Source organism: Desulfobotulus sapovorans DSM 2055, assembly GCF_059569355.1.
In genome coordinates, this window is record NZ_JCANVJ010000001.1 from 333,388 (window position 1) to 350,390 (window position 17,003).

The following is a 17,003-nucleotide window of genomic DNA, read 5'->3' on the forward strand; positions in this document are numbered from 1 at the left end:
AAAAATTCCGGGTGAAGGGGTCATGGTGAAAAGGTCATCATGGGTTCGAGGGCTTCAAGGGGCATGGGCGGAATTTCGGCCAGATGGGAGGGAAGGGCCGGATACTGGGTTTTCAGCATGAAAAAACGGGTGCGAATGGCGGCTCCGGCGAGGAGGTTGAAGGCCACGGTTCGGATGCGCCGTTCTTCGGGCCGGGCCAGAAAGCTCCCCTGGGTCCAGGCGTTGAAGGCGCCCATGGCAGGGCCGCACCAGATCTGGTAATCCACCTTGCGGTCACTGAGTCCCTGAATGGCCCAGAGGGAGGCCTGACCCAGATAGGAGCGGAACAGAAGGGCCATGCGGTGACGGGGATCGGCCTGGGCCCGGGTAAGCTGGGAGGGGTCGCGCTCCTGGAAAAAAGTCTGGGTGGAGGCCCATTCCGCAGCCAGGCTTTTTTTGAAGATTTTGCTTTCAAGGAATTCGATGGCATCCGGAGGCAGGGCCTCGATGGACGGATATTCCCGGTAAAGGCTGTAGAGCTTCTGGGCACGCAGGGCGAACATGGTTTCGCGTTTCAGAACCTGTACCCTGCCGCCCATCTCGAACATGTCCGCCGCTGCCGTCATGGTGACATCCGCCTGTTCGCAGCGGGCCAGCATGTCCCGCACCACATCCGAGGTGCCGGATTCCACGCAGGCCTGATGCACGGAACCCACCAGCACGTAGTCCGCGCCAAGGGCAAAGGCCGCCGCCGTGGAAGCCGGTGTGGCAATGCCGCCCCCAAGTCCCACGCAGGGTCTGTGGGGAAAGGGACCCTTCTGCACCATGCGATCCCGCAGGGCCTGAATGGCGGGCAACAGGGCCAGGGCCGGGCGGTTGTCCGTGTGTCCGCCGGAATCGGCTTCTGCTGTAATATCGTCTGCCATGGGAAGGCTTGCACCGAGAAGGGCTTCCTCTTCGCTGAGTCTGCCTTCGGTCACAAGCTGACGCAGAATTTTTTCCGGAGCAGGCTGAAGGAATTTCTCCGCGATCTCCACTCTGGACACCTTGGCGATAATGCGGTTCCGGGGGCAGATCTCCCCCTTTTCATCCCTGTGAACGCCCTTTACCCTGTACCAGACAAGGGCAGGGGTCATGCGCATGAAGGCTGCGGCACAGACAGAAGAGATGCCGTGGCTGAGGTACAGCTCCGCAAGAACCATCTCCCCTTCGGGGGAGCCGGGCTGGTGCAGAAAATTAAAGCCAAAGGGAAAGGGTTTTTCCAGAGCCTTTTTTTTCAGAAAGAGGATGGCTTCTTCAATGCGTTTCAGGGTGCAGCCGCCTGCGCCAAAAAAGCCCATTCCCCCAGCCCGTCCTGCTTCCATGACCATGGCTTCCGAGGTGATGCCATTGGCCATGGCCCCTGCGATGTAGGGATATTTTAAGCCATGGCGGGCGAGGAATTCCGGGTTGCCGAGGTTTTCCGGAGGAAGGGGAGGCGCCAGGGCCAGAAGGGGCCGGTCACCGGGGCTGGACTGCGTCTGCCCCACAAGTGCCGTGCCCGAAGTACGGGCTTCGGGGCCGGACGGGCTTTCTATCAGATAAAAGGGCTGGTTGAGGGCAAAAAGGGCACTTTTCATGTCAGGGGGCTGTGACGCGTCCGGGGTACCGGGTCGCCAGAGGCCAAGGGGCCGGGATGGGAAAGGGGTCATCATGGGTATCCAGTAAAAGGCCGGGAACGCGGGCCTGGCTGATGGGTTTCAGAAAAGCTGGGTCGGAAAGATCGGGAAGTAAGTCTTACAGGATGTACCGAAAGGCGGGGCAGGTGTCAAGAAGGGCGAATGACAATGTCGGAACAGTGTTTATAGCGTTAACGGATTTTGACGCATGGTTCCCCGAAATTTACCGATATGGGGCATGGGAAAAAAAAGAATAGACCGAACGGTACATTCCTGTTATGGCATCTTCATGAAAAAAGACGCCATCACCAAGGGAGAAACCACCCGCCGCCACATCCTTGCCACCACTCTCAAGCTGATCAACACACGGGGCTACCATGCCACCACCCTCCGGGACATCATGGAAGCCACAGGGGTGCAGAAGGGAAACCTCTATTTCCACTATCCGGGAAAGGAAGCCCTGGTGGTGGCTCTGGTGGACTGGGCCTGGCGGGAATACCGCAGTTATCTCATGAAGCGGGCGGGAAAGGGGCCGTATGGCCAGCGGCTGCATCGTCTTCTGGACGGAGTGCTGCATTTTCACAGGGAAAACGGGCTTGCGGGGGGCTGCCTCTTCGGAAACCTTGCCATGGAAACGGCGGATACCGTGCCCCGCGTTGCAGAGGCCGTATCCCGTGTGCTGGATGAAAGCCTTCGTGGCCTGGATCTCTGGATCGAAAGGGCCATGGAAGACGGGTCTCTTGCACCGGTGGAGGCTTCCCGCACCCTGGCCTTTCGCATCCTCACCAGCCTTGAGGGTGCCATACTGCTGGCCCGGCTGAAGCGGGACATCATCATCCTGGAAACCTCCGTGCAGGGCCTGAAGGCGGCGCTCTGTCCTCCGGCCCCGGCCAGCGTCCTTTTACCCCTGAGGAGAAAAAGCAATGGAAACCCGGATACATTATAAGGTCTGTCCCTTTTGTGAGGCGGGATGCGGCCTGGAGCTGACCCTTTCGGGTGAGAAGGTGGTGCAGGTGCGCGGCGATAAGGCCCATGTGCTGAGCCGGGGCTTCTGTTGTCCCAAGGGCATCGCCTTAAAGGAATTTCACGAAGATCCGGATCGTCTCAGAATGCCGGTGATCCGGGACAAAGAGGGGTTCCGGACCGTGGACTGGGACACGGCTTTCCGGAAGGTGGCGGAGGGCCTGGAGCGGGTGCGGGCCGCCCATGGCAAAAACAGCGTGGCCCTTTATCTTGGCAACCCCAATACCCACACCATGGCGGGGGCGCTTTTCATGGCACCCCTGATCCGGGCTTTGAAAACCCGGAACATCTATACAGCCAGCAGTGTGGATCAGATTCCCAAACAGACGGCCTGCGGTTTTCTTTATGGAAGCCCTGCCGCCATTCCTGTTCCGGACATTGACCGGACAAGGCTTTTTGTGGTTTTCGGCGGTAATCCCCTGGTGTCGGGCGGCAGCCTCATGACGGCTCCGGACATGCGTCGCCGCATCCGGGAACTTCAGGAGCGGGGGGGAACCTGCATTGTGATCGACCCCATGCGCACCCGTACGGCGGAAGTCGCGGACATCCACCTGCCCATTCTGCCGGGAACGGATGTCTATCTTCTTCTGGGTCTGATCCGGCATCTTTTTGAAAAAAAGGCGATCCGCACGGAAGCCTTTGGCGAGAGACTCCGGAATCTGGAGGCGCTGCAAAAAGCGGTTTGCCCCTTTACCCTGGAGCGGGCCGCAAGGGTCTGCGCGATGAAGCCGGAAGCGGTTCAGGATCTGGCAGACCGCATTGCCTTCACAAGCCCCTCTGCCCTCTATGGCCGCATGGGCACATCCGTGACAGCCCATGGCACCCTGGCCTCCTGGGCCATTGAGGTGCTGAACCTTCTCACCGGCAACCTCGATACTCCCGGAGGCACGGGCTTTCCCCTGGCCGCCCATATGCAGGCGAAAGCCGCGTCCAGAAAGGGCTTTGTCACGGGACGCTGGCACTCACGGGTTTCCGGAGCGCCGGAGGTCATGGGGGAGCTGCCAGCATCCCTTCTTGCCGAGGAAATGGAGACTCCGGGAGAAGGGCAGATTCGCATGCTCATCACGGTGGCGGGCAATCCCGTCATCGCACTGCCGGAAAGTGAGCGGCTGGATGCGGCCATATCCGAACTCGATTTCCATGTGGCGGTGGACTATTACATCAACGACACAAGCCGCCATGCGGACGTGATTCTGCCGCCCACCTCCCCCCTTTCCCAGGGCCACTATGATTTTGTCTTTCATGGCTTTTCCGTGCGGAACACGGCGGTGTACAGTGCTCCGGTCTTTCCCGTGCCGGAAGGGGAGAAAACCAAGTGGGAGATTCTGGCCCGGCTCGCCCTTCTTGCGGAAGGAAAGGGGGCAGATGCGGTGCCGGAGCTTGTGGAAGGAAGAATTCTGGAGGGGCTTGCGGATAAGGTGGTGGCCGCTCTGGGAGAAAAGTCCGGCGTGACGGCCGGGATGCTGATTCAGGGCCTTACCCCGCCGCCGGGGCCGGAGCGGATTCTGGATTTTCTTTTAAAAATCGGCCCCTATGGGGATGCCTTTGGCATGAAGCCCCAGGGACTTTCCTTTGAAAAGCTGGCGGCACTTCCCCACGGGCTGGATCTTGGGCCTCTGAAGTCCCGGCTCAAAGATGTGCTGGCCACACCGGACGGGTGCATGGATCTTCTGCCGGAGATTCTGGCGGAAGACATCCGCCGTCTGGACAGGGCAGAAGAGAGGAAGCACCGTGCGGACCGGCCCTTTCTCCTCATCGGGCGGCGTCAGCTCCGCACCAACAACTCCTGGATGCACAATCTCCCATCGCTTCTGAAGGGAAGCCGCTGCACCCTCATGCTGCATCCCGAGGATGCCAGGAATTTGAATCTGAAGGAAGGCGGGAGGGTCAGGGTGACTTCCGACGCGGGAAGTCTCGAAGTGCCCGTCACCCTGTCGGAACGTATTCTGCCGGGCCTTGTGAGTCTGCCCCACGGCTGGGGACACCACGATCCCGGCGCAAGACTTTCGGTGGCCCAGACCCATCCCGGCGTGAACACAAACCGCCTTACTCCCCGTGCCATGGATCCGGTTTCGGGCAATGCCGTACTGAACGGCATCCCCGTTTCCATTCAGCCGGTATCTGACAAAAAAGGAGAACACGCATGACCCCCAATCCCCCCACCGGGGTATGGAAGCCCGTTGCGGGTGTGGATCCCCACTGTTTTGCCTGCGGGCAGGAGAATCCCCACGGCCTTCGCATGACCTTTGAAACCGACGGAGAACGCTTCCGTTCCCGTCTCACCGTGCCCCGGCACCTGCGGGGCTGGGACAGCCTTGTCCACGGCGGCGTGCTGGCCACCATTCTGGACGAGGCCATGTCCTGGGCCGCCATTCATCTGCACAGACGTTTCATTCTGACGAAATCCATGGAAGTGCGCTTCCGAAAGCCGGTGCGCATTGAAACGGAGCTTACGGTGTACAGCCAGGTGCTGGAGCGGCGCAGTGAGCGTCAGGTGACCATGCAGGCCGATATCCTGGATGGAGACGGCGACATCTGCGCCACGTCAACGGGGGCTTTTGTGCTGTTCACGCCGGAACAGTTTGGCGATCTTGATCTCATGGAAAGGGCGCAGCTCTCCGAGATGGCGGACTGGCTGGGGTAGGAAGAGGCTTTCCGGATGGCCTCCCCATGCGGCGATAAAGGATGCTTTTTTTCACCCTGAGGAGGCATTGATGTCAAACTGGCTCCATATAGAAGGTTTCCCTGTGGAGATCACCTTCAAGAAGATTAAAAACATTCATCTGAAAGTCCATGCGCCTGAAGGCCGGGTCAGTCTCTCTGTCCCTCTGGGCATGGCCGTTGGAGATATCCGCAGTTTTGCCCTTTCCCGGCTGGACTGGATTCGGAAGAACCGGGAAAAAATATGTGCCCGGCCTGTGGAGGCCGCCTGGCGGTATACGGATGGGGAGCTGCATTTTCTGTGGGGGATTCCCCATCACCTGAAGCTCTGTGAGATTCCGGAAAAGCCCTCTGTGACCCTTCAGGGCCGGGAGATTTGTCTTTCTGTGCGGCCCGGAACGGATGCAGAGGGGCGCAAGGCTTTGCTCCAGAGCTGGTACCGTCGTCAGCTTCGGGAGGCAAGCCTTCCCCTTATCGGGAAGTGGGAGGAGAAGATGGGGGTAAGGGTGGAAAGGCTTTTTGTCCGCAGCATGAAAAGCCGTTGGGGAAGCTGCAATTTCAGGGCAGGCAGCATACGCCTGAATACGGATCTTGCGAGAAGACCCCTTTCATGCCTTGAATATGTGATTGTGCATGAACTGGTTCACCTGCTGGAGCCTTCCCACAATGCCCGCTTCAAGGCCCTGATGGATCGGTTTCTGCCCCTGTGGCCATCCCGTAAAGCCCTGTTGAACCAGCCACTGCGGGTACGGGAGGAAAAGGACTCTCCTGAGGAGGGCAACCCTGGGGTAAAAGAGGATTTTTTCCTTTTTATCCCTTGATATTTCAGGGAAGTCTGACCCCGATTTTATCGGATCGGAATGGGAGCCCATGGGGTGAAGGAGAGAAGAAACAAAAAAAGCCCGGGGTTTTCACCCCAGGCCTGCTCTTTTTTTGGTAGCGGGGGCTGGATTCGAACCAACGACCTTCGGGTTATGAGCCCGACGAGCTACCAGACTGCTCCACCCCGCAGCAACGAAAGACAGAATACCTATAGCGCCCTTCAAAGTCAATTCTTTTTTAATAAATCTTTTAAAGTTTATATTTTTCCCAGGCATTCCAGGATGTTCATGCAGAGAGATTCTGGAGATTCTCCTTCGGTCAGGGGAACTAAAATCTGCTTCTGCCGGGAACTGTGACCGGAAACCAGCCTCAGGCTTGAGGGCGGGCGTTTGATTTTTTTGGCAATGAACTGGATACAGGCCTCATTGGCGGCCCCATCCACGGGTGGGGCCTTGATACGGATTTTAAGCGCATTGCCATGCAGCCCCTGAATTTCGTTTTTCGAAGCCTTGGGCTGTACAAAAAGGGCGATCCGAACGCCTTCCTTGCAGGGGGAAAGAAAATCCGCCATGGCTTCCTGCATCCTATGCCACTCCGAGGGCGGTGCGGATGTGGTTTTTTAAGGCTTCATAGTCCCGTGTCACGGGAAACTGGGGATAATCCGCCACCACATTGTCCGGAGGCTGGAAAAAGAAGCCGAAGTCTGCGGCTTCCAGCATGCCCACGTCATTGTAAGAATCCCCGAAGGCCAGCACCGTATAGTCGAGGCTTTTCAGGGCATGTACGGTTTTGCGCTTGGCATCCTTCTGGCGAAGCCTGTAGTTTGTGATCTGGCCATCGGCGGCTACGTCCAGCTCATGACAGAAGAGGGTGGGCTGGTTCAGTTTGGCCATGAGGGGGGCTGCGAACTGCAAAAAGGTGTCGGATACCACGATGAGCTGGCTTTTTTCCCGCAGCCAGCCGACAAAATCCGCAGCACCGGGAAGAGGCTCCATGGTGGCGATGACGGCCTGAATGTCCTGAAGTTTCAGGCCATGGGCATCCAGTACCCTGAGTCGGTGGGTCATGAGCTGGTCATAGTCGGAAATGTCTCTTGTGGTGAGCCGCAGTTCCTCAATGCCCGTGCGTTCGGCCACGTTGATCCAGATTTCCGGAATAAAAACACCTTCAAGATCCGAACAGATGATATGCATGACAGTTTTCTCCTGGGGGGTAGGGGGACGGTCGTTTTTTCACATGGGATTCATGACCTGTCGTTGCCGTTGGCACCGGGGTCTTCAATGCGGATGAGCACGGGATCCCGGCAGACCTCGGGCAGGGCGCTGATTTCCTCAAGGGCCTTGCGGATATCGGCTTCCTTTGCCCTGTGGGTCATGAAGACCAGAGGCACGGCGTCGGAAGCGTGGCGTTCTTTCTGATGGACGCTCATGATGCTGATGTTGTGCTGGCCGAGAATGCCGGATACCTTTGAAAGCACACCGGGACGATCCGCAGCGGCCACGCGGAAGTAGTAGTGGGTTCTGATTTCAGAGATGGGCATGACGGGGATTTTCCGGATACTGGGCAGGAGATGACCGAGGCCCGGAATCCGGCAGCCGTCGCCCCTTTTCATGTCCCGGGCGATATCCGCCAGATCCGCCACCACGGCACTGGCCGTGGGCATCATGCCTGCTCCGTGACCGTAGAGCATCATTTCTTCCACAGCATCGCCAAAAACGCTGACCGCATTCAGGGAACCGTTGACCTGGGAGAGGAGGCAGTCGGTCGGAATCATGGCCGGGTGGATGCGGGCTTCCACGCGGTCACCATGGTTTTTGGCAATGGCAAGAAGCTTGATGCGGTAGCCGAACTGATCTGCATAGAGAATGTCCATGGCCTCAATCCGGGAGATCCCCTCCACGTAGACGCCCTCAAAGTCGATTTCCATGCCAAAGGCGATGGCCGAGAGGATGGCGAGCTTGTGGGCTGCGTCAAAGCCTTCGATGTCGAGGGTGGGATCGGCTTCGGCAAAGCCTTTGGCCTGGGCCTGGCCCAGGGCTTCCTCAAAGGAAATCCCAAGGCGGGTGATCTCGGAAAGGATATAGTTGCAGGTACCGTTGAGGATGCCCGTCATGGCGCTGATGCGGTTGGCCACAAGGTTTTCCCTCAAGGTTTTGATGATGGGCATGCAGCCGCCCACACTGGCTTCATAGGCGATGGTGACCCCCTTTGCCTCAGCCTCGGCAAAGAGGGTGTTGCCTTCCAGGGCAAGGAGTTTTTTATTGGCCGTGACCACATGTTTGCCTGCCTGTATGGCTTTCTGGATAACATCCCTGGCAAAGCCGGTGCCGCCCACCATTTCCACCACCACATCAATGTCGGGATCAGAAAGAATTTCGGAGGCGTCCGTGGTGAAAACCCCTTCGGCAAAGGTGACAGAACGTTTTCTTTGGGTATCCGTATCCGCCACTTTTTTCAGAAAAAGTTCCATGCCGAGGCGGTCTCTGAGAAGTTCCTGCTGGCCGAGCAGGATGCGGGCAACACCTTCGCCTACGGTGCCGCATCCGATCAGGCCGATCTGCATCCTTTTCATCAAAACTCCAGGGGTGAGGGGTGACGCCGGGACAGACAGGGATTTCCATGGTTCTGTGCGGGCAGAAAATCGGGAATGGAATTCGTGTCCGTCTGAAGAAAAAATCAGGAGAACACCAGGCTTTCCTACAATAGCTTCAGCGTAAATGTCAAAAATTGTTTTGACTTTCCACGGTTCAAGGGGTAATTTTTTTGGGTTTTTATTTTTTTATGCTTTCTTATGGATCAACCTGCAAGAGGACCCCAATGAGCAAATCTCTGACCTATGCGGATGCCGGTGTCGATATTGATAAGGCCAACACTCTGGTTCAAACCATTAAAAAGCTTGCCAACAATACTCCACGGTCTGGTGTTATGGGAGAGATTGGTGGATTTGGCGGTCTTTTTTCCCTGAATCTTGGGGATATCAAACGCCCTGTTCTGGTCAGCTCCACGGACGGCGTGGGCACCAAGCTGAAAATTGCCTTTATGATGAACCGCCATGACACCATCGGCATTGATCTTGTGGCCATGTGCGTGAATGATATTCTGGTTCAAGGGGCAAAACCCTTGTTTTTTCTCGATTATTTTTCCATCGGTAAGCTTGAGAACACCGTGGCCGCAGCCGTGATTCAGGGGGTGGCCGAGGGCTGCCGTCAGGCCCAGTGCGCCCTCATCGGCGGAGAAACGGCGGAAATGCCGGGTCTTTACAGTGATGGCGAGTATGATCTGGCCGGTTTTGCCGTGGGGCTTGTGGACAATGAAAAGATCATTGACGGCTCCTTCATCCGTGGCGGGCATCAGCTGGTGGGCATTGCCTCCAGTGGTGTGCACTCCAATGGTTTTTCGCTGGTGCGCAAAATCTGTTTTGATACGTTGGGCCTTACGGTGGCAAGCCCCGTGGAAAGCCTTGGGGCTTCTCTGGGAGAGGTACTGCTTACGCCGACCCGGATCTATGTGGATACGGTGCTTTCCCTGATCAAGGATCAGCCCGTTCACGGTCTGGCCCATATCACAGGAGGCGGCATTACGGAAAATATCGTACGGGTGCTGCCCAGTGCCTGCAAGGTGCGTATCCGCAAAGGAAGCTGGGAGGTGCCGTCCGTGTTCACCTTCCTCCAGCAGGCGGGTAACGTGGAGACCCATGAAATGCACCGTACCTTTAATATGGGGATCGGTATGATTGCCGTGGTGCCGGAAAACGCCACAGCGGATGTGATGGATCGTCTGCGTATTCTCGGAGAAAAGGCCTTTGTCATCGGAGACGTGGTGCAGCGTCAGGGGGATGAACCTCAGGTGGTCTGGATCGATTAAGTTTTTGGGCATGAAGAAAACCATGACCGGAATCCGCCCTTTGCGGGATTACCGGTCTTTTTTATTGGGCGCGTCTTATCTGGAGAGCCTGTATGCGTATTCTTGGAATAGAATCCTCCTGTGATGAAACCGCAGCCGCAGTTGTGGAGGACGGGGTTCGGGTGCTGAGCTCAGAGGTGGCCTCCCAGGTGGCGGTGCATCACCGTTACGGAGGTGTTGTACCGGAGCTGGCTTCCCGCCATCATCTGGAGGCCATCTGCCCTGTGGTGGAGGCGGCTCTGTCCGGCTGCGGCATGGAAATCGGGGAGCTGGATGCCGTGGCCGTCACCCAGGGGCCGGGTCTTGTGGGCGCCCTTCTGGTGGGCTTTGGATTTGGCAGGGCTTTTGCCTTTGGAGCGGGGCTTCCCTGCGTGGGGGTCAACCATCTTCTGGGCCATGTGCATTCCGTGTTTCTGGAGCCGGACAGAAAGCCCCCTGCGTATCCCTTTGTGGCCCTGGTGGTATCCGGAGGTCATACGGCCCTTTACCATGTGCCCGATCCCCTGACCCTGCTGCTTCTGGGGCAGACACGGGATGATGCCGCAGGCGAGGCCTATGACAAGGTGGCCAAGCTGATGGGCCTGGGGTATCCCGGTGGTGCCCTCATGGATCGCATGGCCATGGAGGGGGATGGCCGGGGGATGGCCTTTCCCCGGGCCTTTCTCCATAAGGACGGGCTGGACTTCAGTTTCAGCGGCCTCAAGTCTGCCGTGGCCCGCTATCTTTCAGAAGATGGGGGGAAGACACCAAAGGCCGATGTTGCCGCCGCTTTTCAGGAGGCTGTGGTGGAGGTACTGGTCACCAAGGCCTTTCTGGCCGTACAAAGGACGGGATGTCGGGATCTCATCCTTGTGGGCGGGGTGGCGGCGAACCAGGGCCTGAAACAGAAGGCAGGGGAGGAGGCCCTGCGGCAGGGGGTGCGCCTGCATGTTCCCCCTCCTTCCCTTTGCGGCGACAATGCCGCCATGATTGCTGCTGCGGGCTATCATTATCTCAGGGCGGGAAGAGAGCTGTCTTTCCGGGATGATGTTTTTTCCAGGGCCACCTGTCCCAGGACTCTGGCAGCACTTTCCTGAAGCAGGAAGGAAAAAGGCCTGAGCTCAGATACTGACGTTTCCTCCATCATCAGGGTTTCAGACAGTCCGGCCTGTTGAATCTTTTAAAACAGACTGTTATATGAAGCTTTTCCATAGGAAGCGGTTCATGGGATCTTTCAGCGGGGTCTGGGTGTGCCGCGAGACTTTTCATCTCTCATATGAAGGACAGGCCATGCGCGTTCCTCTCTTTGCCCATATCAGGGGGTTGGCTGTGATCAGTATCATTGTCGTCTCCACCCTCATTCATTTTATTCCCCTGATTCTTGTTACCCTGGTCAAGGTGATGATTCCCCTGAAGATCAGCCGTCTTCTCTGTACCCGTATCATTATTGGCATCAGCAGCTCATGGATTCATGTGAATAACGGTATCTTTTCCCTTTTTCACAAAACCCGCTGGGAAATCCGCGGAGGGGAGGATCTTTCTCCGGAAGGCTGGTATCTGGTACTGTGCAACCATCAGAGCTGGGTGGATATCTTTGCCCTCCAGAGGAATCTTGGCGGCAGGATTCCGTTTCTGAAATTTTTCCTGAAACAGGAACTGATCTGGGTGCCGGTCATGGGCATGGTCTGGTGGGCCCAGGATTATCCTTTCATGAAGCGCTATACCAGGGAATATATCCTGAAACATCCCCACAAGAAGGGGAAGGATCTGGAAGCGACCCGGAAAGCCTGTGAAAAATTCCGCACAACCCCGGTTTCCGTCATGAATTTTGTGGAAGGCACCCGCTTTACGGCGGCCAAACACAAACGGCAGAACAGTCCCTTCAGGGGACTTTTGCGGCCCAAGGCAGCGGGAACGGCCTTTGTGCTTTCCGCCATGGGGCAGGAAATGGACAGAATTGTGGATGTGACCCTGGCCTATCCCCAAGGTACCCCCACCTTCTGGCATTTCCTCTGCGGTCAGGTTCCCCTTGTCCGTATGCATATCCGAACCCTGCCCATCCATGAAGGGCTGCGGGGAGATTATTTCAACGACAGGGATTTCAGGGAGTCTTTCCAGGAGCAGCTCAACGGACTCTGGGCGGAGAAGGCGGAGCGTCTTGAAATCATGTCAGAAAGGGTCTGGCGGGACGTTTCCGAAGAAGAAAAAAGGGCGGCGTAAGAAAGAGCGGTGTAAGAGGGACGGCATTCGCTTGCGGTATGCACCGTCCGGATTTTCAGGTCATGGCATTGAAGATGCGCTGAATCCTTACGCATCGTTAGGCATGGAGGGGTTATGGGGATGCTTGAAAATAAAAAGATTCTGCTGGGTGTGACCGGGGGGATCGCCGCTTACAAATCCGTGGAGCTGCTGCGGCTTCTGCAGAAGGCCGGGGCTTCGGTGCGGGTGGTGATGACCCGGAACGCCACCGCCTTTGTGGGGCCTCTGACCTTCCGGGCCATATCCGGTCATTCTGTTTATCTTGATGTCCTGGAAGAAGGGCCTGAAGGTGGTATCCGCCACATCGCCTGGGCGGACTGGGCCGATGCCGTGGTCATTGCACCGGCAACGGCCAATTGTGTGGCCAAGCTGGCCCATGGTTTTGCCGATGATGCCCTTTCCACCCTCATGCTGGCCGTGCGGGCTCCGGTTCTGCTCTGCCCCGCCATGAACAGCCATATGTATGAATCCCGGCCCGTGCAGCGCAACCTCGATCTTCTGGAAGGGTACGGCATGACGGTGCTGGAGCCGGACAGCGGGGATCTCGCCTGCGGTGTCACCGGCCCCGGCCGGCTTCCGGATCCGGCGTTTATCGTGGATCGCATGGAAAAACTCCTTTCGCCTAAGGATCTCAAGGGGCTGCACATCCTCATGACCGCAGGTCCCACCCAGGAGGCCATTGACCCTGTGCGCTACATTTCCAACCATTCCTCGGGCAAGATGGGCTATGCCATTGCCAGGGCGGCGGAATACCGGGGGGCGGAGGTGACCCTGGTGACAGGCCCCGTGAGCCTGCCCTTTCCCGTGGGAGTGGAAAGGCTTGCCGTGAAATCCGCAAGGGAAATGCTTCTGGTCATGGAAAGCCGCATGGAGTCCGCAGATATCATCATCAAGGTGGCGGCTGTGGCGGATTTCTGTGTAAAAAATGCGGCAGATCACAAGATCAAGAAAACCGAAGGCACACCGGTCATTGAGCTTGAAAAAAATCCCGACATCCTCGCCACCCTGGGCCAGCGGAAAAACCGTCAGTTTCTGGTGGGCTTTGCCGCCGAAACCCGGGATCTGGCCACCTATGCGAAGGACAAGATCGCCCGGAAGAACCTGGATATGATCGTGGGCAACCTTGTGTCCGGCCCGGATTCGGCCTTTGGCTCGGACAGGAATACCGTGACCTTCTTTTATCCCGACGGCAGCGAAGAGGCCCTGGAAGCCCTGCCCAAGGAGAAGGTGGCTGACCGTCTGCTGGATGCCATCTGTCGGCGCAGGTGTCCGGAGGGGGCATGATGGTAAACGAGTCTTCCCCGGAATCCGAGAGGCGAAGAGCCTTACAGATTCTCATGGCCGCAGGTCTCGACACTGTCCGCACCTGCCTTGAGGATCTGAAAACCCTGGGGCTGGATGGCGTAGGGGCCTCTCCGGAAACCCTGGAAATTCTTTCCCGCTGGGGCAGGGGAGGCCGCCCCTCCCGTTTCAGTGATCTTGTCCGGAAGGTGGAAGCCTGCACCCATTGCGGACTGCCGTCTTCCGTGCATGGCAGGCTCCTGCATCCCCCGCCGGGAAAGGTGAGGCTGATGTTTGTGGATGAGATGCCGGACAGGGTTTCCCTGCGCGAGGGCAGTGCTCTGGGCGGTGAGGCGGGAGCCCTGCTCTGGAAGATTGCGGGAGCCATGAAGCTCAGTCCCGATGCCGTGTATGTGACCCATACGCGGATGTGCCGTCCCTTTCCGGGTCAGGGAGCGCTGCCCTTTGCCGCCCTTCCCTGCCGGTCTTTTCTTGAGGACAGTATCCGTCTTCTGAAGCCGGAGGTGATCTGTGCTTTGGGAGAAAAGGCCGGGCAGCTCCTTTCCGGGGAGCCGACTGGAATGGCGGAGCTGCGGGGACGGTTTTTTACCTTTGCCTCCCTGCCCCTCATGGTGACCCACCATCCGGCGGAGATGCTGGTAAACCCTGGCCTGAAACGGGATACCTGGGAGGATGTACGCAAGATCATGGGGCTTCTGGGACTGACCTGAACAGGGCCGTTCCGGGAAGCCGAAAGTCTACGTTTTTTCAAGAAAAAAGGAGGTGCTTTATGGTGCAGAAGGTATTGATTGTGATTTCCTGCGGTCTTGACAATCCCAACCGGGCCACAAGGGGGTTGCATCTGGCCACCGTGGCCCAGAGGGAGGGCAAGGACGTGAAGGTCTTTCTGCTGGACGATGCCGCCTTTATCGCAAAGGAAGGACTTGCGGACAATCTCCGTGCCGCCACAGGTGACATTGCCGCAGATCTCATTGCCCATCTTCAGGCCTTTGAGGTACCCATCCTCGTCTGCACGCCCTGCGCCAAGGCCCGCCGTATTGGAGAGGACGAACTCATCGAAGGCGCCCGTTACGCCACTGCCGTGGAGCTGATCGCCCTTTCCTGTGAAAGTGCTGTGATCAGTCTTTAAAAACCTGCCACAGATTCCCCGGACATTTTTTTCGGGTTTTCTGATCCTCCGGGTGACTGTGGAAAGGCTGTCTTTCACGGTCATTCTGAGGGGATCAAACGCCTTTCTGATTGCAAATAATGAATAAAAATGAATTGCTGCCCCACCTGCTCATGGCCCTTTATGCCCTGCTGGTTGCAGGCTCGTTTCATGTGGGCCACCGCATTACGGTGTATATGCCGCCCCTTGTCCTGACCTTTGTACGTTTTACCCTGGCAGCCCTTTTTTTTGGTTTTTATGTGGGGCTGCGCCATGGTCTGCGGATGCCTTCTTTCCGGGACATGCTCCGCTATCTTCTCATCAGTGCCTGCCTTGTGGGATATTTCTGGGCGCTTTTTGCCTCGCTGCGCCATATCCCGGCCCTGAATACGGCCATCATTTATACCCTGGTGCCCCTGTACAGCACCCTTTTCGGCAGGCTTTTTCTGGGAGAAAGCCCCTCTGCCGCACGTATGGGCTGGCTGCTTTTTGCCATGGCAGGAGCGCTCTGGGTGATTGTGGGGGGTTCTCCCGAAAAATTTTTTGCCTTTGCCCTGAATCCCTGGGATCTGGTTTTCATGGCGGGCTGTGCCTCCATGGGGCTGTTTTCTCCCCTTTCCAAAAAATTCAGCCGGGGAGAGCCTACGGCTGTGATGACCTTTCGTACCCTTGTGGCCGGATCTTTTCTGCTTTTTCTGTTGTCCTTCAGGGAGTTGGGGGATACGGATTTTACCCACTGGCCAGCTCCCCTCATCTGGGGTCTGTTCTACATCGTGCTCTGTACCACCATGCTGACATTTTTTATTGTGCAGTATGCCAGTCTGCGTATGGACGTGGGCAAGGTCATGGGCTATGTCTACCTCACCCCGGTTTTTACCCTGCTCATTGGCCTTATCCTGGGACAGGATATTGCCTGGACTGTCCTGCCCGGTGTGGTGGTGGCCACCCTCTGTACGTTTTTTTTGCAGAAGAGTTGATTCAGACGGAAGCGTTGAGGCCTGTTGATGGGATGGAGAGGGAAGAGATTGCAGGGACTCTTTCCGGGTGGTGGTCTGAGGCTGATGACGGGGGAAATGAACGTGTCTGAACTGGACAAAGTGCAGATAAGCTGTCGCTGAAAACAGGCAGAGTGTTTTTTTATCCTGTAGTGTCTGCATCCTGGATGCGGACAGCTTTTTCCCCTCTGAACCTCAGGAGAAAAGTCCATGGGCCAGCGTATTATCAAAAAAAAGAAAAAAAAGGCAGGTGCTGCACCGGGAACACTTTTTTATGAAGGGGATGCCTCCCCAGGCGAAAAGGTGCAGGCCCGTGTCACGATCTACAATAAAGAGCAGATCCGGGAAGAATCCCTTGGGGCATTGACCGGTGGCAGGGAGGCTTCTTCCGTAGCCTGGGTCTGTGTTGAAGGGGTGCATGATGTGGCTGTGGTGGAGAGTCTCGGCAAAGTTTTTGCACTGCATCCTCTGGTCATGGAAGATATCCTGAATACCCGGCAACGGCCCAAGCTGGAAGACTATGGCGGGTATCTCTATATTGTTGTCCGCATGCTGGACTACAGTCCGGACAGTTTTCAGGTGGAAAGCAGACAGCTGAGTCTTATCCTGGGTTCTGATTTTGTGGTTTCCCTCCAGGAGGGGAAAAAAGACGTTTTCGGAGAGGTGCGAAAGCGTCTTGCAACGAACCGGCGTATTCGTTTTATGGGAGCCGATTATCTGGCCTATGCCTTGATGGATGCTGTGGTGGATCATTATTTTATCCTTCTGGAAAGCCTTGGCGATGCGGTGGAAGACCTGGAGGAGGAACTGATTGCATCGCCCACGCCCGATACGCTGGCAAAGATTCATCATTTCAGGCGGGAAATTCTGCTTCTGCGTAAATCGGTCTGGCCTTTGCGGGAGCTTCTGAGTGGTCTGACCCGGGACGAGAGCCCTCTGATTTCACAGGATACCCGGATTTTTTTACGGGATGTTCATGATCACGCGGTTTACGTGCTGGATACGGTGGAAACACTGAGGGATCTTCTTACCGGTATGCTGGATCTTTACCTTTCCAGCACCAGTAACCGCATGAATGAAATCATGAAGGTGCTCACTCTTTTTGCAACGATTTTCATGCCCCTGACCTTCATTGCCGGTGTTTATGGAATGAATTTTCAGAATATGCCCGAACTTTCATGGCACTGGGGATATTATGCATCACTTCTGCTGATGCTGGTGGTCGGGCTGGGGCTTTATGGTTTTTTCAGAAAAAAGAAATGGCTGTAGCGCAGG

At 56.9% G+C, this 17,003-nt stretch carries 16 protein-coding genes and 1 tRNA gene; 12 read left to right on the forward strand and 5 right to left on the reverse strand.

The features are described 5' to 3' along the window. Nucleotides 1–20: 20 nt before the first annotated feature. Nucleotides 21–1,673 carry a PfaD family polyunsaturated fatty acid/polyketide biosynthesis protein gene (locus BR04_RS01330; protein ID WP_496354174.1) on the reverse strand — a complete coding sequence of 551 codons (1,653 nt, stop codon included), beginning with the start codon at nucleotides 1,671–1,673 and terminating at the stop codon, nucleotides 21–23. Between the two features lie 253 nt (nucleotides 1,674–1,926). On the opposite strand from BR04_RS01330, the gene BR04_RS01335 reads away from it, so the two are divergent. The 4 genes from BR04_RS01335 to BR04_RS01350 all read left to right on the forward strand — a co-directional run bounded on the left by BR04_RS01335 (nucleotide 1,927) and on the right by BR04_RS01350 (nucleotide 6,142). After that, nucleotides 1,927–2,583 (forward strand): TetR/AcrR family transcriptional regulator, encoded by a 657-nt coding sequence (locus BR04_RS01335; protein ID WP_496354175.1) that lies wholly within the window; start codon nucleotides 1,927–1,929, stop codon nucleotides 2,581–2,583. Beyond that, nucleotides 2,561–4,807: a molybdopterin-dependent oxidoreductase gene (locus tag BR04_RS01340; protein WP_496354176.1), complete on the forward strand. Its 2,247-nt coding sequence runs from the start codon at nucleotides 2,561–2,563 to the stop codon at nucleotides 4,805–4,807. The genes BR04_RS01335 and BR04_RS01340 overlap by 23 nt, the downstream gene beginning before the upstream one ends. Then, on the forward strand, nucleotides 4,804–5,304 hold the full coding sequence (locus BR04_RS01345; RefSeq protein ID WP_496354177.1) for a PaaI family thioesterase: 501 nt from the start codon (nucleotides 4,804–4,806) through the stop codon (nucleotides 5,302–5,304). Before BR04_RS01340 ends, BR04_RS01345 begins: the two co-directional genes overlap by 4 nt. A 70-nt stretch (nucleotides 5,305–5,374) precedes the next feature. After that, nucleotides 5,375–6,142: a M48 family metallopeptidase gene (locus tag BR04_RS01350; RefSeq protein ID WP_496354178.1), complete on the forward strand. Its 768-nt coding sequence runs from the start codon at nucleotides 5,375–5,377 to the stop codon at nucleotides 6,140–6,142. 113 nt (nucleotides 6,143–6,255) lie between these two features. Here BR04_RS01350 and BR04_RS01355 read toward each other — a convergent pair. The 4 genes from BR04_RS01355 to BR04_RS01370 form a co-directional block, all read right to left on the reverse strand. Continuing rightward, nucleotides 6,256–6,332 (reverse strand) — tRNA-Met (locus BR04_RS01355). Nucleotides 6,333–6,399: 67 nt separating this feature from the next. Beyond that, entirely contained in the window at nucleotides 6,400–6,714 is a 315-nt protein-coding gene (locus BR04_RS01360; RefSeq protein ID WP_496354179.1) for a DUF167 domain-containing protein, read from the reverse strand. Nucleotides 6,715–6,727: 13 nt separating this feature from the next. Continuing rightward, on the reverse strand, nucleotides 6,728–7,336 hold the full coding sequence (gene thrH, locus BR04_RS01365) for a bifunctional phosphoserine phosphatase/homoserine phosphotransferase ThrH (protein WP_496354180.1): 609 nt from the start codon (nucleotides 7,334–7,336) through the stop codon (nucleotides 6,728–6,730). A gap of 50 nt (nucleotides 7,337–7,386) precedes the next feature. Further along, on the reverse strand, nucleotides 7,387–8,715 hold the full coding sequence (locus BR04_RS01370) for a homoserine dehydrogenase (protein ID WP_496354181.1): 1,329 nt from the start codon (nucleotides 8,713–8,715) through the stop codon (nucleotides 7,387–7,389). Between the two features lie 245 nt (nucleotides 8,716–8,960). On the opposite strand from BR04_RS01370, the gene purM reads away from it, so the two are divergent. The 8 genes from purM to corA all read left to right on the forward strand — a co-directional run bounded on the left by purM (nucleotide 8,961) and on the right by corA (nucleotide 16,997). Continuing rightward, nucleotides 8,961–10,007 (forward strand): phosphoribosylformylglycinamidine cyclo-ligase, encoded by a 1,047-nt coding sequence (purM, locus tag BR04_RS01375; protein WP_496354182.1) that lies wholly within the window; start codon nucleotides 8,961–8,963, stop codon nucleotides 10,005–10,007. A 92-nt stretch (nucleotides 10,008–10,099) separates the two neighbouring features. Beyond that, entirely contained in the window at nucleotides 10,100–11,122 is a 1,023-nt protein-coding gene (tsaD, locus tag BR04_RS01380; protein ID WP_496354183.1) for a tRNA (adenosine(37)-N6)-threonylcarbamoyltransferase complex transferase subunit TsaD, read from the forward strand. A gap of 193 nt (nucleotides 11,123–11,315) precedes the next feature. Beyond that, nucleotides 11,316–12,245: a 1-acylglycerol-3-phosphate O-acyltransferase, YihG family gene (gene yihG / locus BR04_RS01385; protein ID WP_496354184.1), complete on the forward strand. Its 930-nt coding sequence runs from the start codon at nucleotides 11,316–11,318 to the stop codon at nucleotides 12,243–12,245. Between the two features lie 114 nt (nucleotides 12,246–12,359). Beyond that, complete coding sequence (coaBC, locus tag BR04_RS01390) at nucleotides 12,360–13,568, forward strand: bifunctional phosphopantothenoylcysteine decarboxylase/phosphopantothenate--cysteine ligase CoaBC (protein ID WP_496354185.1); 1,209 nt, start codon at nucleotides 12,360–12,362, stop codon at nucleotides 13,566–13,568. Next, a complete protein-coding gene (locus BR04_RS01395; protein ID WP_496354186.1) occupies nucleotides 13,565–14,296 on the forward strand; it encodes a uracil-DNA glycosylase in 732 nt (243 codons plus the stop codon). Before coaBC ends, BR04_RS01395 begins: the two co-directional genes overlap by 4 nt. Before the next feature lie 59 nt (nucleotides 14,297–14,355). Then, entirely contained in the window at nucleotides 14,356–14,715 is a 360-nt protein-coding gene (locus BR04_RS01400; RefSeq protein ID WP_496354187.1) for a DsrE family protein, read from the forward strand. A 119-nt stretch (nucleotides 14,716–14,834) separates the two neighbouring features. Continuing rightward, the gene (locus tag BR04_RS01405; protein ID WP_496354188.1) at nucleotides 14,835–15,710 is read left to right on the forward strand and encodes a DMT family transporter; all 876 of its coding nucleotides are present in this window, start codon (nucleotides 14,835–14,837) and stop codon (nucleotides 15,708–15,710) included. A 228-nt stretch (nucleotides 15,711–15,938) separates the two neighbouring features. Next, the gene (gene corA, locus BR04_RS01410) at nucleotides 15,939–16,997 is read left to right on the forward strand and encodes a magnesium/cobalt transporter CorA (protein ID WP_496354189.1); all 1,059 of its coding nucleotides are present in this window, start codon (nucleotides 15,939–15,941) and stop codon (nucleotides 16,995–16,997) included. Nucleotides 16,998–17,003: the final 6 nt, after the last annotated feature.

Coding starts and splice junctions, on each gene's coding strand:
- BR04_RS01350 (WP_496354178.1), top strand. CDS start 5,375: ATGTCAAACTGGCTCCATATAGAAGGTTTCCCTGTGGAGATCACCTTC.
- corA (WP_496354189.1), top strand. CDS start 15,939: ATGGGCCAGCGTATTATCAAAAAAAAGAAAAAAAAGGCAGGTGCTGCA.
- BR04_RS01400 (WP_496354187.1), top strand. CDS start 14,356: ATGGTGCAGAAGGTATTGATTGTGATTTCCTGCGGTCTTGACAATCCC.
- coaBC (WP_496354185.1), top strand. CDS start 12,360: ATGGGGATGCTTGAAAATAAAAAGATTCTGCTGGGTGTGACCGGGGGG.
- BR04_RS01370 (WP_496354181.1), bottom strand. CDS start 8,715: ATGAAAAGGATGCAGATCGGCCTGATCGGATGCGGCACCGTAGGCGAA.
- purM (WP_496354182.1), top strand. CDS start 8,961: ATGAGCAAATCTCTGACCTATGCGGATGCCGGTGTCGATATTGATAAG.
- BR04_RS01405 (WP_496354188.1), top strand. CDS start 14,835: ATGAATAAAAATGAATTGCTGCCCCACCTGCTCATGGCCCTTTATGCC.
- thrH (WP_496354180.1), bottom strand. CDS start 7,336: ATGCATATCATCTGTTCGGATCTTGAAGGTGTTTTTATTCCGGAAATC.
- BR04_RS01360 (WP_496354179.1), bottom strand. CDS start 6,714: ATGGCGGATTTTCTTTCCCCCTGCAAGGAAGGCGTTCGGATCGCCCTT.
- BR04_RS01330 (WP_496354174.1), bottom strand. CDS start 1,673: ATGATGACCCCTTTCCCATCCCGGCCCCTTGGCCTCTGGCGACCCGGT.
- tsaD (WP_496354183.1), top strand. CDS start 10,100: ATGCGTATTCTTGGAATAGAATCCTCCTGTGATGAAACCGCAGCCGCA.
- BR04_RS01345 (WP_496354177.1), top strand. CDS start 4,804: ATGACCCCCAATCCCCCCACCGGGGTATGGAAGCCCGTTGCGGGTGTG.
- BR04_RS01395 (WP_496354186.1), top strand. CDS start 13,565: ATGATGGTAAACGAGTCTTCCCCGGAATCCGAGAGGCGAAGAGCCTTA.
- yihG (WP_496354184.1), top strand. CDS start 11,316: ATGCGCGTTCCTCTCTTTGCCCATATCAGGGGGTTGGCTGTGATCAGT.
- BR04_RS01340 (WP_496354176.1), top strand. CDS start 2,561: ATGGAAACCCGGATACATTATAAGGTCTGTCCCTTTTGTGAGGCGGGA.
- BR04_RS01335 (WP_496354175.1), top strand. CDS start 1,927: ATGAAAAAAGACGCCATCACCAAGGGAGAAACCACCCGCCGCCACATC.